Here is a 14,376-nt window from a genome sequence, read left to right as displayed (position 1 = left end):
CACTTTATTACTTATTAGAATATACGACACGCGTGTCACTTTTTCAAGCCTTTTAAATCATTCGGTACCTTCGCCCAAAAAAAATAATGTGTCCTTTAATGACCAAGAAAAAATGCACCCCCAAAAATTTCAATCAGATCAACCCGGAGGTTTTTCCAATGTCCATTTTAGGAGGTGCACTTTCTTGCTTACTTATAATGAGAAGTTGGATAAACAACTACCTTACCTTTTATTGCTACGTCAAGTCTCTTGATCCCGGTTATATTTATTTCAATTTGCTCCTTCGAATCTTTGGGTATCAATAAAGATTTCATCTCTTCACTTTTATCTTGGTTATTGATGACAACGATTGCATCTTCTTCAATTGCCATAATATCTAAAACCAATGTTTGATATTTAGCTTCCGGATAAAGGTATACACTAGGCAAAGATCCCTTAGTTATAATGACCTCTGTGAACTACTCACCACTTACTCACTGATGCTCGTTGAAGTGGGAGCTTCTTGGGTAACATTTGCTTCTATTAGCCAAATGAATTCACCAAGCTCCAAGGGCAGTTCCTGCCCCGAAGATCAATGCCAATTAGTTGGCTAGTTTAAGCAGATTCAGACTTGCATTGAAGTCTCTATCGTGATGTGCGTTACAAGATGGACAATCCCATTCACGCAAGTTTACGTTTTTGACTTCTTTGTTTTGGTATCCGCAGTTTGAACAAAGCTGACTACTCGCGTAATTCTTAGGCGCAACGATGATGTCACGACCTTTCCATTGAGCTTTGTACTCAAGCATCGTTCTGAACTTTGCCCAAGATACCTCGCTGATCGCTTTAGATAATTTGCGGTTTTGTAGCATATTCTTCACACGTAAGTCTTCGATCACCATTACTTGGTTGTCGTTTGTGATCTCATGGCTTACCTTATGGAGATAGTCATTTCGCTGATTATTGATCTTTTCATGAAGCTTGGCAACCTTAAGCCTCATCTTGTTGCGATTTGCTGAGCCTTTCTTTTTACGAGACAGCGAACGTTGCAAGAAGGCTAAACGCTGTTCAGCTTTGCGAAACCACTTTGGATTCTCATAGTTCGTTCCGTTCGACAGAATGGCAAAGTCCTTGAGTCCAACATCTATCCCTACACTAGTGTCTAGCCTAGGGAACAATTGTTCATTTTCCTCGACCAAGATAGAGATGAAATACTTATTGCTCGGTGTTTGAGAAATGGTAACAGATTTAATCAACCCTTGGAATTGACGATGTTGATTGATCTTAATTAGCGTCTTGAGCTTTGGAATCTTCAAGTATCCACCGCCAATGCTCACCGTTCCCTTTTGATTGTTAGTCGTGTAGCTCTTATGGTTGTCTTTCTTGCTTTTGAACTTTGGGAATCCCACAGATTTATCTCGAAAGAAATTAGCATATGCCTTACTTAGATTCATTTGTGCATTAGCTAAAGCAAGGCTATCCACTTCTTTGAGAAATGGAAATTCTGTTTTGTATTGTGCCGGTGTAGGATACTTGATGGACTTATCCATGTTTTTTTGAGATTCTTGATAAGAATTGATTCTATCAGCAAGCATTTTGTTATATACAAAGCGTACACAACCAAATGTTTTTGCGAAAAATATCCGCTGTTCCGCATTCGGATAAATACGATACTTGTATGCTTTTAACATTACCTACACCTACTTTCTGCCTTGTTTTTCAATATACTGTTTAATCGTTTCTAGATGCGCCGCCTGTTGTAATCAAACAGAAGCTTCTTGACCAAAACATTTCCTTCCAAAGCTTTTTGCGAACAATGGGAAAGTCACGTTTTATCAATCGAGAACTAGCACTTTTATACGCATTTAGAAATTTTGACAATTCACTATTGGGATGTGCTTTGAACATCACATGAATATGGTCTTTATCGTGATTCCAATCTTCAACCGAAAATTCATCTCCCACTTACTCACTGGGCTACGCCTTACACATTCCTTGAAGTGTGTGAATTCTTTTCGGAAACCTAATTAAATTTTCTCCAATATGTACTGTACCTTTTGCCTTATCAATCGTTACGTTTGTCTTTGTCGCTTCCTTTACAACACTAACGGGGAGATAATACTGTCCATTCACCAGAATAGGTTTATCGGAGTGATTCCAGCTCTTTCCGTTCAAAAGATACTTAAAGTTTTGAATCGTACCTTTAATCTGCAGACTTGCAGCATAAACCGCCGTCCCCAGGGTCCTTCTATTTATTTTAATGTGTTAAAATTTATACATAAGGAGGGTCTCATGAGAAAACTATACATATCATTAGGACTTATTTTATTTGTACTGGTTGCCTGCTCCCCGAGTTTACCAACAGCAACAACACCAGAAAACCAAGCATTCCCGAAGGAGCAAGCAGCAGGTGAGTTACAGGTCTACTATTTGGACGTCGGCCAAGGTGACTCGACATTGATCCGAACGCCTAAAGGACAGCATGTATTGATCGACGGTGGAGACAACCACAAGGGCGACGATGTGGTAGATTATCTTAAACAGCTCGGTGTAGAGAGTCTTGATGCGGTCATTGCTACTCACCCGGACGCCGACCACATTGGCGGACTAGATACGGTCATAGATGCAATTCCAGTCAAGTCCGTATATGCACCACGAGTTTCACATACCACGAACACATACAAAGACTTCTTGATGGCTGTGAAGAATAGAAACCTAAAGATTAAATCAGCAAAGGCAGGGATAGAGTTACCTTTAGATGGTGTGACTGCTAAATTCATTACGCCGATTGGAGAATATGGCAAGGATCTTAATGCCTGGAGCGCTGTTCTAAAGGTTACATACAAAGATACTTCGTTCCTGTTCATGGGGGATGCTGAGCACAAGAGCGAAACGGATATGTTGAAGTCTCCTGAGGAACTGGGTGCTGACGTGCTTAAAGTCGGGCATCACGGCTCGGAAACATCATCCTCTCCCCAACTTTTAAAGGCCGTAGATCCTAAATATGCTGTAATCAGCGTAGGTAAGGATAACAAATATGGTCACCCGAAGGGGATTGTCACGAACCGATTAAAGAAAGCGGATGTAGAAGTATACCGGACAGACAAGCGAGGAACGATTACGGCAATGAGTGATGGGAAGAATATAATATTTAAGACTGCGAGGTAATGGAGAATGATAAAAGGTATTATCGACCAGATTGAATGCGATATAGCCAAAATCGAAATGGAAGACGGGCATACTATCGAATACCCGAAGCATCTGCTGCCAAGCGAAGCGGATGTAGGAGATGTTGTTCAAATAAGTGGGAACGTTATAACTGTCGATAAACAGGCGACTAAAAAACGTAGACGTGAAGTTGACAAGCTAGTGGAGGAATTATTTGAAGATTAATAAATAAGAGCCGTGGGATTCTTCCTCAACGGCTCTTAACTTATATGTCAGACTTCATAATCGTTTTTATTAAGTAATCATTGAATTCCATATACTCGATTTCCGATATACTCCTTGGAAAACTCATGATGACAAGTTCATGGGGTAAATTCTGTTTTCGATACGCTGGGTGTTTATGTTGGTAATTGTTTTCTTGAAATCCAAGTAGACACACTCACGCCGTTCTTTGCTTGAAGCCGGCGCAAAAATAAAATACGTGTCCGAGCGACTTGGGCACGCAAGCGTGAAAGTCACAGCGGACACGTATTTACATGTTACAGATAAAATTGAAGATGATGCTATTGCCCTGTACGAGCAATATGTGAAGTAACCGGACAAAAAACGGACAAACCCCTAAATCAAAGCAGGAAAACCTTGGTGTATCAAGGTTAACCGATGCTGCCTTCCATCTCGAACTTGATCAGACGGTTCATCTCTACCGCATATTCCATCGGCAATTCTTTGGTGAACGGCTCGATAAAGCCCATAATGATCATTTGAGTCGCTTCCGATTCACTCAGTCCGCGGCTCATGAGATAGAATAACTGTTCCTCGGACACCTTGGATACCGTTGCCTCATGCTCCAGCATCACATTATCATTCTTAATCTCATTATATGGGATTGTATCCGATGTGGATTCGTTATCGAGAATCAAGGTGTCGCATTGGATGTTAGCTTTGGCACCATCAGCGTTGCGTCCGAAGGAAGCAAGTCCACGATAAGTCACTTTACCACCGTGCTTACTAATCGATTTGGATACGATTGTAGACGTGGTATCCGGAGCCAAGTGAATCATTTTGGCGCCTGCATCCTGATGCTGGCCTTTACCGGCAACAGCGATGGAGAGCACCATACCTTTCGCTCCGCGGCCTTTCAGGATAACGGCAGGATACTTCATCGTCAGCTTGGAACCAATGTTACCATCTACCCATTCCATAGTCGCGTTCTCTTCTGCAACTGCACGCTTCGTAACCAGGTTGTAAATGTTCGGAGCCCAGTTTTGAATCGTCGTGTAACGGACACGTGCATTTTTCTTACAGATGATCTCAACAACTGCACTGTGAAGCGAGTTCGTGCTATAGATTGGAGCCGTACATCCTTCAACATAGTGAACAAAGCTGTCTTCGTCCGCAATGATCAGTGTACGTTCGAATTGGCCCATATTCTCGGAGTTAATACGGAAGTATGCCTGCAGCGGAATTTCACATTTTACGCCTTTTGGAACGTAAATAAAGCTACCGCCGGACCATACTGCGCTGTTCAACGCCGCGAACTTGTTGTCCGTAGGTGGAACTACGGTCGAGAAGTACTCTTTGAAGATTTCAGGATGCTCTCTCAGAGCTGTATCGGTATCTGTAAAGATAACACCTTGGTCTTCAAGATCCTTTTGCATGTTGTGGTATACAACCTCAGATTCGTACTGAGCCGATACACCAGCAAGGAACTTCTGCTCAGCTTCAGGAATACCCAGCTTGTCAAAGGTTTCCTTAATCTCGGAAGGAACCTCTTCCCAGGTCTTACCTTGTTTCTCAGAAGGTCTTACATAGTATTGGATGTCGTTGAAATCTAGTCCATCGAGATCTCCGCCCCATTTAGGCATTGGCATTTTCTCGAACTGTTCTAAAGACTTCAGACGGAAGTCAAGCATCCACTCCGGCTCGTTCTTGATCTTAGAAATCTCAGTCACGATTTCGCGAGTCAGACCTTTACCAGTTTGAAAAACAGCCTTGTGTTCATCACGAAAACCATATTTATACTCTTCCATTTCAGGAGCTTTTTTGGCCATTCGTCTTACCTCCCTATCGTTCTAATGTTTCTATTCTGTATCGTCTATTCCTTTTCGCAGTGCATTCCAGGCCAGCGTTGCGCATTTGATGCGTGCAGGAAACTTGTTCACACCGGATAGGGCTTCAATATCTTCATATTCTTCAAATTCCACATCTTCGCCCTGCATCAGACAGGAGAATTTGGAAGCCAGCTCAAGAGCTTCTTCCAGCGTTTTTCCTTTAACGGCATCCGTCATCATCGACGCGGAGGACATGCTGATCGAACATCCTTCGCCCGTATATTTGGCGTCTTTTACAATACCGTCCTCCACCTTCATCTGCAGTGAAATCCGGTCTCCGCATGTCGGATTGTTCAAGTCAATCGTGACGGCATCGTCTTCGAATTTCCCACGGTTACGAGGATTTTTATAATGATCCATAATGACACGTCTGTACAAATCGTCAAGTTGCATCGCCAAAATACTCCTTTGTCTGGATTAAGGCACTGACAAGCCTGTCGACGTCTTCTTCTGTATTATACAGATAAAAACTGGCGCGTGCTGTAGAAGACACCTTGAGCCAGCGCATCAGCGGTTGGCAGCAATGATGACCAGCGCGAATCGCAATGCCTTGTGCATCAAGCACAGTTGCGACATCATGCGGATGGACATCACCCAGATTAAAAGTGATGAGACCAACATCCCGCTTACGCGGGCCGTACAGGCTAATCCCTTCAATCTCATCCAAACGGTTCATGGCATAAGCCGCGAGGCGGCTTTCATGACGCTCAATCTCATCCATGCCGATCTCTTCAAGAAAGTCTATGGCTGCACCTAATCCAACAGCACCAGCAATAATCGGGGTTCCGCCTTCAAACTTCCAAGGCAGCTCCTTCCAATTGGACTCATAGAGGCCGACATCGTTGATCATCTCACCACCGAACTCTATCGGCTCCATCTCTTGAAGCAGTGCCTTCTTACCGTATAGTGCCCCGATACCAGTCGGAGCACACATTTTATGCCCAGACAGAGCGTAAAAGTCGCAGTCCAGATCCTGAACATCCACTTTCATGTGCGGAGTGCTCTGGGCTCCATCGACAACGATCACGGCACCGTTGCGGTGAGCAATCTCTGCAATTTCCTTCACCCGGTGAACCACACCCATTACATTAGACACATGTGCAATAGCCACGATCTTGGTGCGGTTTGTTACGGTCTTCTCTACATCTTCCAATGTAATTGTACCATCCGGTTGAATCGGTATATATTTCAGCGTAGCGCCGACGGCAAGAGCCACCTGCTGCCACGGTATGAGATTACTGTGATGCTCCATTTCCGTCAGAACGATTTCATCACCGGGTCCGCAGACGGAACGTGCATACGATGAGGCTACCAGGTTAAGAGCTGTCGTTGTCCCGCGTGTAAAAATAATTTCCTCCGTGCTTTTCGCATGGATGAATCGGGCAACTTTCTCTCGGGCTCCTTCATACGCATCCGTTGCCCGGCTACCAAGTGTATGAACGCCACGGTGTACGTTGGCGTTCTCCCACTCGTAGTAGTGTTTAACGGCGTCAATAACAGCACGCGGCTTCTGAGAAGTCGCAGCGTTATCGAGATACACCAGCGGATGCCCGTTTATTTCCTGATGTAGGATAGGAAACTGTTCTCGGATTGAGGCATTCATTGTCCCAGCTTCCTTTCAACAAGTCCTTGAAGCTGGTCGCGCAGTCCTTCCAAAGGAATCTCGCTTACTACCGGCGCCAAGAAACCGTAAATGATCAAGGATTCTGCTGTCGTACGGGAAATACCACGAGACATCAGATAGTAAATCTGCTCTTGATTCACTTGTCCTACCGAAGCCGCGTGTCCTGCGGTAACATCATCTTCATCAATCAGAAGAATTGGGTTCGCATCACCGCGTGCTTTCGGACTGAGCATCAGTACACGCTCGGTTTGCTGTCCGTCCGCTTTCGTTGCACCCTTCTCGATCTTCGTAATTCCGTTAATGATCGCTTGAGCCTCTTCACGCATAACCGCACGGGTAATCATTTGGCTCGCAGAGCTTTTGCCGAAATGGCGTGCTTGTGTTGTGTAATTAATCTTCTGGGATCCGGAACCGACAGCAATTACCTTCTGATCCGACAAGGAACCGTTTCCTTGCAATACGCTCATCGTGTCGCTTGCCGTGTCGCCATCATTCATTTCACCGACAATCCATTCGATGGAACCGTCGTTCTCAACAACTGCACGGCGGTAAGTGATATCCGTCGTTTCCGATGTCAGTTGGTGAACCGATGCGAAACGAACCTTGGCTCCATTTTTAACAAACACTTCAACAGCACCGTTATGAGTAACATGGCCCGACAAGCCATTGGATAGATAGTTGTCTACATAAGTGACGCGACTGTTCGCTTCAGCAACGATGAGCACATGCGGTGCAAACAGCGCTTCAGCGTTATCTGTCAACATTACAGCCTGTAGCGGCAGTTCTACCTCTACATTTTTAGGGACATACAGGAATACTCCACCGTTCCAAGTTGCAGCGTGCAATGCAGCAAGGTAATGTTCATCCCGTTTCACAGCCTCGTGCAAGTAAGGCTTCACGAGATTCTCATGTTCTTTAACCGCTGTTTCCAAATCGGTAAAAATGACGCCTTGTGCAGCCAGCTCCTCAGACAGCTTCGAGTACACTGTACCCGAGTTGCGCTGAATAACGAGTCCGCCTTCTCTTGAACCTTCGACAAGTTTTGCCGCTTCCTGTGGAAGATCTTCAAAAGACGAAAGCTGCTCACTTTGCTTGTATTCACCAAACGCCTGGATGTTCCAGCGGTCAATCCGCTGCTTCTCCAGCTTAGGCAGTTCCAACTGGCCGGCCAGTTCCAGCGATGTCAGGCGGCTTTCCGTTACCCAAGCAGGCTCCTGCTTGCTTGCGGACAGTGCCTTCAATGCTTCAGCGTTGACCGGAAGAATGGTTTGTGTAGTCATTTCTTCTCCTCCTCCCGTCTATTTACGCTTCTTGACCTACAGTTTCGTCAGTAATGCCGAGCTCTTCCTTAATCCAATCGTAACCTTCCGCTTCCAGACGTTGAGCCAATTCAGGACCACCGGATTTAACGATACGTCCTTGCATCATCACGTGTACAAAATCCGGAGTGATGTAGTTAAGCAAACGCTGATAGTGGGTAATAATCAAGAAACCACGATCTTCGTTTTTCATTGCATTAACACCGTTAGCCACGATTCTCAGTGCGTCAATATCCAGACCGGAGTCAATTTCGTCCAAAATAACAACCTTCGGTTCCATCATCATCATCTGCAAAATTTCGTTACGTTTCTTCTCACCGCCGGAGAAGCCTTCGTTCAGGTAACGATGAGCAAATTCTGGATTCATCTCAAGCTCTTTCATCTTGCCTTCCATTTGGCGGATGAATTTAATAAGAGAAATCTCATTTCCTTCACCGCGGCGTGCGTTGATCGAACTGCGAAGGAAGTCGGAGTTGGTCACACCAGCGATTTCGCTTGGGTATTGCATCGCCAGGAACAATCCTGCCAAAGCGCGCTCATCCACTTCCATTTCAAGCAGATCTTCACCGTTCAAAGTCGCGCTTCCTTCTGTAACTTCGTATTTTGGATGACCCATCAAAGCAGAAGCTAGAGTACTTTTACCTGTTCCGTTCGGTCCCATGATGGCATGTACTTCACCGCCATTCATCTCCAGGTTAATACCCTTAAGGATTTCTTTGCCTTCGATTTGTGCTTTCAAACCTTCAATGACAAACTTCGTTGACATGTGATATTCCCTCCGTCGAAAAAAGTATAGTGGTGTGATATGATAACAGGATCGGTCGCCCTGATTTATCACAAGATGATTTATTTATAATTATTCTAAACTGATTCTCAGTGATTCTCAACCCATCTTATAATAAAAGGTACTTTAATTCAACCGGACAAGCCAATGTGTGATATTTATCATTGCACCAATGTCCATAAAAAAAGCCTGACCGTCTATACGGCCAAGCCCTTTATTTTACAGCCTGTCCCCGGAACAGCTGTTACTATAAGCTGAGCCCTCTCCCCTTTCGATCTGCATCCAGCACCGTTGTTCAATAACTGTACCTCACCAGACGGTTGTCACATTCGGAAGGATTAAGGTGTTACGACTGCCCAGGCATATTTGTATTTTTCAACAAAAGAATGAATTTCTTGACCTTATCCACCAGTCATCCCGTTCAATCTATTTTCTTATCCTAGGAAAGAACGAAGCATCCACATATGTTTCTCAAAGTCCGCTTTGAAGCCTGTCAGCATATCAGCAGTAGGCATATCCTCCGCTTTCTCGGCAATTTCGATACCTTCTTGCAGTTCCTCAGAAAGTGTAGCAAAATCCTCTACGAGCTGCTGCACCATGCCGCGGGTATCCTCATTGCCTGCCGCCTCCTGAATCGTAGAGATTTCAAGATATTCTTTCATCGTAGCAGCCGGCTGTCCTTTGATTGCAAGCAGCCGTTCAGCCACCTCATCCATCTTCAAGGTAACCTCATCATATAGTTCTTCGAATTTAGCATGAAGGGAAAAAAACTGCTCGCCACCAACATACCAATGGTAATTATGGAGTTTCACATAGAGGACATTAAAATTAGCTACCTGCTGGTTCAGTGCTTGCTCTACACCTGAGTTTCTCGTTTTGCTGCTCGATTTAGTCGATTGAGTTTTAGCCATAAGTAATCCCTTCCTTTTCCATATATGATTCACCCTTAAAGAGGTTGTTCAAAAAGTCCGCTTTTGATCACGAAGTGAATCAAGAAGTGGGCTCGGCATCGAATTTTGAATTCAGCCGGTCCTAAGTGGATGCTTACGAAGTATGTTTCCTCCGGAAACATTTTAGGTGCTCACGTACCCAAAACAGCTGATGCTTCCGAAGACGTTTTCTACGAAAACGTGTAGCTCCGCTCCTCAGTCCCTAGCTTCATCCAACTCAAGCGTTTTGAAAAAACGCACATCGGAAGCATATGCTTCGGTGCTGAAAACCGACCTTTTTGAACACGCACTTAAATTATCAACATTTACGAATAAGCCGGGCGTCTACTTATAGTTTACCCCAGCGGGCTGGCTCCGAATCAAGTCAAAGGCCGAATGAGTCATTGTTAAAAAAATGTACAAAAGTGCCTGGTTTGCCGTTATACTGAATTATACCTACTAGAAAAGTTGGTTTTTCTTTTTTCTATTATATATGGAGGTGACCATCTATGTCCGCATATCATCCACTGACTTCGGAAGAAGCGATCACGCTTGCGCAACGCCTTCCCGGGGTCTTTTCCGAAAACGCTGTGCTTAACTGCCGAGAGATCGGTGACGGTAATCTAAATCTTGTATTCCATGTGACCACGGAAAATTCCGCTGAAAGTATCATTATCAAACAAGCCGTTCCTTATGCAAAGGTTGTCGGGGAATCCTGGCCTCTATCACTTGAACGGGCGCGTATTGAACGACAATCTCTCGAAATACAGCATCGGCTTTGTCCCGATTTCGTTCCAAAGGTATTCGCCTATTCAGACGAACTTGCTTATACTATAATGGAGGATCTGAGCCAATATACCATTATGCGGAAGGGATTAATCGATGGGATTACATATCCCCGGTTTGCGGAGCATATTGGTCAATTTCTCGCAAAAACACTATTCTACACCTCTGACCTTGGCATGAATCAACAGGAGAAAAAAGAACTTGCAGGGCGCTACGTCAATCCGGATTTGTGCAAAATTACGGAAGATCTCATTTTTGAAGATCCTTACCGCAGCTCAGCCAACAATAGCTACTCGGATAGCATTGAAGATGAAGCCGAAGCCTTACGAAACGATATTCCTCTTCATTTTGAGGTAGCACTTCTTCGAGAGAAATTCCTGACACACAGCCAAGCCCTCCTTCACGGAGATTTGCATACAGGAAGTATCTTCGTCACTCCTGAATCTACCAAGATGATCGATCCCGAATTTGCCTACTTTGGACCGATGGGATTTGATATTGGCGCTGTAATCGGAAATCTGCTGCTCAACTATGCTTCCCAACCGGGATGGAACCAAAGCAATGAAGACTTAACATTACGAGAAGAACGTCTTCTTGAGATGGTTAAGGATGTATGGAATCATTTTGAATCATCCTTCCGCAGCCTATGGAACAAAGACCTGGTTGACGAAATGTCACGGACACCTGGATATCAGGATCATTACCTAACTGAGGTATTACGAGATGCTACAGGTTTCGCGGGATGCAAAATGATACGCAGAATTGTCGGATTGTCGCATGTAGCAGACATTGATGGAATTGAAAATGATATGGCACGTGAAACAGCGCAGCGTAAAGCACTCGCTGTCGGAAAAAATCTGGTCCGCCACCACCGGAATATCGGTACCGTGGATGACTTACTAAAGCTTGTACATCTTGCAACTACAGAAATAGGGGTGTCTATATGAGCAACACAAACACAATTCTTGATTCAACAACTGGCCCGCTAAGATCCCTCCTATGGGGCGGCGACCATCTTGTTATGCTGGATCAGCGGCTTCTTCCGGGTGAGATCGTCAACCTGAAGCTCTATACCCCGGAAGATGTCTGGGAAGGAATACACTCCATGAAGGTCCGCGGAGCCCCAGCCATCGGCATCGCCGCAGCATACGGTGCCGTTCTTGGCGCAAACAGCTATCCAGGCGATGTTTCAGCTGAATGGGTAAATCATGTTCATCAAACTTGTGCTTATCTGGCAACATCACGGCCAACCGCAGTCAATTTATTCTGGGCTTTGGACAGGATGAAACTGGCTGCCGAGAAACTTGCCAGTGGGAATCAAAATATCACTAGTCTGAATGAAGGACTTCTCGCTGAAGCTCATGCTATCCGCTCCGAAGACGAAGAAGTATGCCGGCAGATCGGTGAACATGCGCTGCCGCTTATTCAGGACGGCATGGGCATTCTTACCCACTGCAATGCAGGAGGTCTGGCAACAGCCAGATACGGTACAGCACTCGCTCCCATGTATCTCGCTCACGAACAGGGGATTTCCTTTAAAGTATTTGCTGATGAGACTAGACCTGTGCTTCAGGGCGCGCGTCTTACCGCCTTCGAGCTTCAGCAAGCGGGAATTGATGTAACTTTGCTCGCCGACAACATGGCGGCCATGGTCATGTCTAAAGGATGGATACAGGCTGTCATCGTGGGAACCGATAGGGTTGCTGCGAACGGAGACGTCGCCAACAAGATCGGAACCTATGGGGTCGCTGTTTTAGCTAAAGCACATGGAATACCATTTTATGTAGCCTGTCCTTTATCCACCATCGACTTGAGCACACCGACGGGTGCAGACATACCGATCGAAGAACGTCCGGCAGAAGAAATTACCGAAGGCTTCGGTAAACGAACGGCTCCATCCGGCGTGAAGGTTTACAATCCGGCGTTTGATATTACACCTCATGAATATGTAACGGCCATTATTACAGAAAAAGGAATTATAGAGGCTCCATATCCGGAAAACCTGAAGACTTTATTCGCTGAATAAACAAAACAACCAAGAAGAGGACGATTCTATTCGGAATCGTCCTTTATTTGTAGATCAGTACCTCTTACAACATCCGAATGATTGCGTCCTTGCCTTTCAAACCCGGATGAACCCCCCATTTTTCAGCTTCAACGGTAACTGACTCCAATGGTGCCTCAAGCAGATCCTCTAGTGTACGGACTCCGACAGCTCTTCCGGCAATAATCTGGCGGTCTCCAAGTTTTTGGTTAAGTAGACCTACGTCCAGAGCCCCACACATAATATATCCGCGAGTCGTGTAAATCGCCAAAAGTGTAGTTTTAGGCAATTTTACTTCCACACCCATGACGGTATGTCCCTCAATTTCGATAGGCAATAGTGTAACCATGAAACACATCTCCCCTCACACGGCTAAGATTATGTGTATTCTGTAGGATACAGTATGGTGCTAACGTCTCTAGCTAATAAAACATTTTTATGAAATTCTGCGTGACATTAGGACTATGATTATCTGAAAGGTATGATATAGTTGTGTTTAGGAAAGTTTTTGAAAGCTGGTGAACCATAAACCTATGAACAATAACGCAACTACTGATGATAACGGTTTTTTATTTAACGTTGATATTCTAATAAAAAGCCGCTCCAACGCACTAGCTTTGCAACACTTACTGGAGATGCTAAACAATCATGAAGAAGTCATTGATTTTCGCGTCAAATCGGGGTTAGAACTTGGTGAAATCATCGACACCCTGATCCAAGCCAAAAAACGCTCTGTCATCTCCAAAGTCTCTAAGTCTTCTACGTTAAACGAATCATCATCCTCTACCAAAAAAGAAAATACCGCCAAGACTAATTCAGCTAAAGGCGCTTCCTTACCAGAAAAGGAAAAGAAGCCTGCTGCCGCCAGCACTCCAGTCCCCCCTGAGAGTGACCCTTATGAATGGATAAAAATATACTCAAAGGATAACCGCCTTGTGAGGCTGACGGCGAACCGTAACGGTAAACAGGTAAGTCTGCCCTGCCGAATTCTCAACTATGATGACAGCAATCAGCTGGTGAATGTTTATCATGTGGATGAAAAGCAGGTTTATACTTTTAATGTGAATGAAATTGACGAATTCAGTACCAGCTAGAACATATAAAAAAACGGCTTCGCCTCCCCACACGGGAACAGGCAAGCCGTTTTGATTTACTTACTGCCTATTGCTATGTCCTTTTTCCAGACCAGGCCGAAGACATAAGAACCAGCCAGCCGGCAATAAAGGATACGCCTCCGATCGGCGTGATCGCACCAAGCCACTTGATTCCGCTCAGGCTCAGCACATACAAACTTCCGGAGAAAATAAGAACTCCTGCGATAAACAGCACACCGGCCCAGAACAACTTTCTGGATTCGCCGAACAAACCTGCAGCAAGTCCCGTAATGATGACAGCAATACCATGAATCATGTGGTAATGTACGCCAGTCTCATATACTGCCATTTCATCCGCACTGATTCTTCCTTCCAGCATGTGAGCGCCGAATGCGCCGATAGCTACGGACAGTGCCATTAGGACAGCTCCCCATGCCATGAATGTCCTCTGCATCTTTTTTGACAACTCCTTTTGCATTTCCTTATACAGCGTTTTCTTGTATTCGATACTTATTATTCAGTTTAACCGAAGGAATAC

At 44.9% G+C, this 14,376-nt stretch carries 16 protein-coding genes and 2 pseudogenes; 6 read left to right on the top strand and 12 right to left on the bottom strand.

What is annotated here, in order from left to right; translation table 11 throughout:
- Window positions 1-188 precede the first annotated feature (188 nt).
- The 4 genes and pseudogenes from B9N86_RS06325 to B9N86_RS30925 form a co-directional block, all read right to left on the bottom strand.
- Window positions 189-428 (bottom strand): hypothetical protein, encoded by a 240-nt coding sequence (locus tag B9N86_RS06325; RefSeq protein ID WP_210190644.1) that lies wholly within the window; start codon window positions 426-428, stop codon window positions 189-191.
- A gap of 153 nt (window positions 429-581) precedes the next feature.
- Window positions 582-1,670 carry an IS200/IS605 family element RNA-guided endonuclease TnpB gene (gene tnpB, locus B9N86_RS06320; protein WP_208918252.1) on the bottom strand — a complete coding sequence of 363 codons (1,089 nt, stop codon included), beginning with the start codon at window positions 1,668-1,670 and terminating at the stop codon, window positions 582-584.
- 9 nt (window positions 1,671-1,679) lie between these two features.
- A pseudogene (gene tnpA / locus B9N86_RS06315) lies at window positions 1,680-1,920 on the bottom strand (IS200/IS605 family transposase); the annotation flags it as partial.
- Window positions 1,921-1,956: 36 nt separating this feature from the next.
- Window positions 1,957-2,187 carry a stalk domain-containing protein gene (locus tag B9N86_RS30925; RefSeq protein WP_425298602.1) on the bottom strand — a complete coding sequence of 77 codons (231 nt, stop codon included), beginning with the start codon at window positions 2,185-2,187 and terminating at the stop codon, window positions 1,957-1,959.
- An 84-nt stretch (window positions 2,188-2,271) separates the two neighbouring features.
- Here B9N86_RS30925 and B9N86_RS06305 point away from each other — a divergent pair, with 84 nt between their 5' ends.
- The 3 genes and pseudogenes from B9N86_RS06305 to B9N86_RS31085 all read left to right on the top strand — a co-directional run.
- Complete coding sequence (locus tag B9N86_RS06305) at window positions 2,272-3,147, top strand: ComEC/Rec2 family competence protein (protein ID WP_208918251.1); 876 nt, start codon at window positions 2,272-2,274, stop codon at window positions 3,145-3,147.
- Window positions 3,148-3,153: 6 nt separating this feature from the next.
- The gene (locus B9N86_RS06300; RefSeq protein WP_208918250.1) at window positions 3,154-3,372 is read left to right on the top strand and encodes a DUF3006 domain-containing protein; all 219 of its coding nucleotides are present in this window, start codon (window positions 3,154-3,156) and stop codon (window positions 3,370-3,372) included.
- A gap of 206 nt (window positions 3,373-3,578) precedes the next feature.
- Window positions 3,579-3,742, top strand: a pseudogene (locus tag B9N86_RS31085) (tyrosine-type recombinase/integrase); the annotation flags it as partial.
- 58 nt (window positions 3,743-3,800) lie between these two features.
- Here B9N86_RS31085 and sufB read toward each other — a convergent pair.
- The 6 genes from sufB to B9N86_RS06265 all read right to left on the bottom strand — a co-directional run bounded on the left by sufB (window position 3,801) and on the right by B9N86_RS06265 (window position 9,896).
- Window positions 3,801-5,198, bottom strand: coding sequence for a Fe-S cluster assembly protein SufB (gene sufB, locus B9N86_RS06290; protein WP_208918249.1), 1,398 nt, complete (start codon window positions 5,196-5,198; stop codon window positions 3,801-3,803).
- Between the two features lie 30 nt (window positions 5,199-5,228).
- Window positions 5,229-5,651 carry a Fe-S cluster assembly sulfur transfer protein SufU gene (sufU, locus tag B9N86_RS06285; protein ID WP_208918248.1) on the bottom strand — a complete coding sequence of 141 codons (423 nt, stop codon included), beginning with the start codon at window positions 5,649-5,651 and terminating at the stop codon, window positions 5,229-5,231.
- On the bottom strand, window positions 5,641-6,861 hold the full coding sequence (locus B9N86_RS06280; protein WP_208918247.1) for a cysteine desulfurase: 1,221 nt from the start codon (window positions 6,859-6,861) through the stop codon (window positions 5,641-5,643). Before B9N86_RS06280 ends, sufU begins: the two co-directional genes overlap by 11 nt.
- Window positions 6,858-8,162 (bottom strand): Fe-S cluster assembly protein SufD, encoded by a 1,305-nt coding sequence (gene sufD / locus B9N86_RS06275; protein WP_208918246.1) that lies wholly within the window; start codon window positions 8,160-8,162, stop codon window positions 6,858-6,860. The genes B9N86_RS06280 and sufD overlap by 4 nt, the downstream gene beginning before the upstream one ends.
- Window positions 8,163-8,184: 22 nt before the next feature.
- Window positions 8,185-8,967 (bottom strand): Fe-S cluster assembly ATPase SufC, encoded by a 783-nt coding sequence (sufC, locus tag B9N86_RS06270; protein WP_208918245.1) that lies wholly within the window; start codon window positions 8,965-8,967, stop codon window positions 8,185-8,187.
- A 452-nt stretch (window positions 8,968-9,419) separates the two neighbouring features.
- Window positions 9,420-9,896, bottom strand: a complete 477-nt coding sequence (locus B9N86_RS06265) for a Dps family protein (RefSeq protein WP_208918244.1) — start codon at window positions 9,894-9,896, stop codon at window positions 9,420-9,422.
- 527 nt (window positions 9,897-10,423) lie between these two features.
- Between B9N86_RS06265 and mtnK the strand changes: the two genes are divergently transcribed.
- Together mtnK and mtnA are read left to right on the top strand one after the other, a co-directional pair.
- The gene (mtnK, locus tag B9N86_RS06260; RefSeq protein ID WP_208918243.1) at window positions 10,424-11,647 is read left to right on the top strand and encodes an S-methyl-5-thioribose kinase; all 1,224 of its coding nucleotides are present in this window, start codon (window positions 10,424-10,426) and stop codon (window positions 11,645-11,647) included.
- A complete protein-coding gene (gene mtnA / locus B9N86_RS06255) occupies window positions 11,644-12,726 on the top strand; it encodes an S-methyl-5-thioribose-1-phosphate isomerase (RefSeq protein WP_208918242.1) in 1,083 nt (360 codons plus the stop codon). Before mtnK ends, mtnA begins: the two co-directional genes overlap by 4 nt.
- 64 nt (window positions 12,727-12,790) lie before the next feature.
- On the opposite strand, the gene B9N86_RS06250 is transcribed toward mtnA, so the two are convergent.
- Entirely contained in the window at window positions 12,791-13,093 is a 303-nt protein-coding gene (locus B9N86_RS06250) for a YunC family protein (RefSeq protein WP_208918241.1), read from the bottom strand.
- A 184-nt stretch (window positions 13,094-13,277) separates the two neighbouring features.
- Here B9N86_RS06250 and B9N86_RS06245 point away from each other — a divergent pair, with 184 nt between their 5' ends.
- Window positions 13,278-13,838, top strand: coding sequence for a hypothetical protein (locus B9N86_RS06245; protein ID WP_208918240.1), 561 nt, complete (start codon window positions 13,278-13,280; stop codon window positions 13,836-13,838).
- Window positions 13,839-13,911: 73 nt separating this feature from the next.
- Here the strand turns inward: B9N86_RS06245 and B9N86_RS06240 are convergent, their stop codons facing one another.
- Complete coding sequence (locus B9N86_RS06240; RefSeq protein ID WP_208918239.1) at window positions 13,912-14,292, bottom strand: DUF423 domain-containing protein; 381 nt, start codon at window positions 14,290-14,292, stop codon at window positions 13,912-13,914.
- Window positions 14,293-14,376 lie beyond the last annotated feature (84 nt).

Source organism: Paenibacillus uliginis N3/975 (assembly GCF_900177425.1).
Taxonomy (GTDB): domain Bacteria; phylum Bacillota; class Bacilli; order Paenibacillales; family Paenibacillaceae; genus Paenibacillus_AQ; species Paenibacillus_AQ uliginis.
The sequence above is the reverse complement of the archived record's forward strand: the minus strand, read 5'-3'. Positions and strand labels throughout refer to the sequence as shown.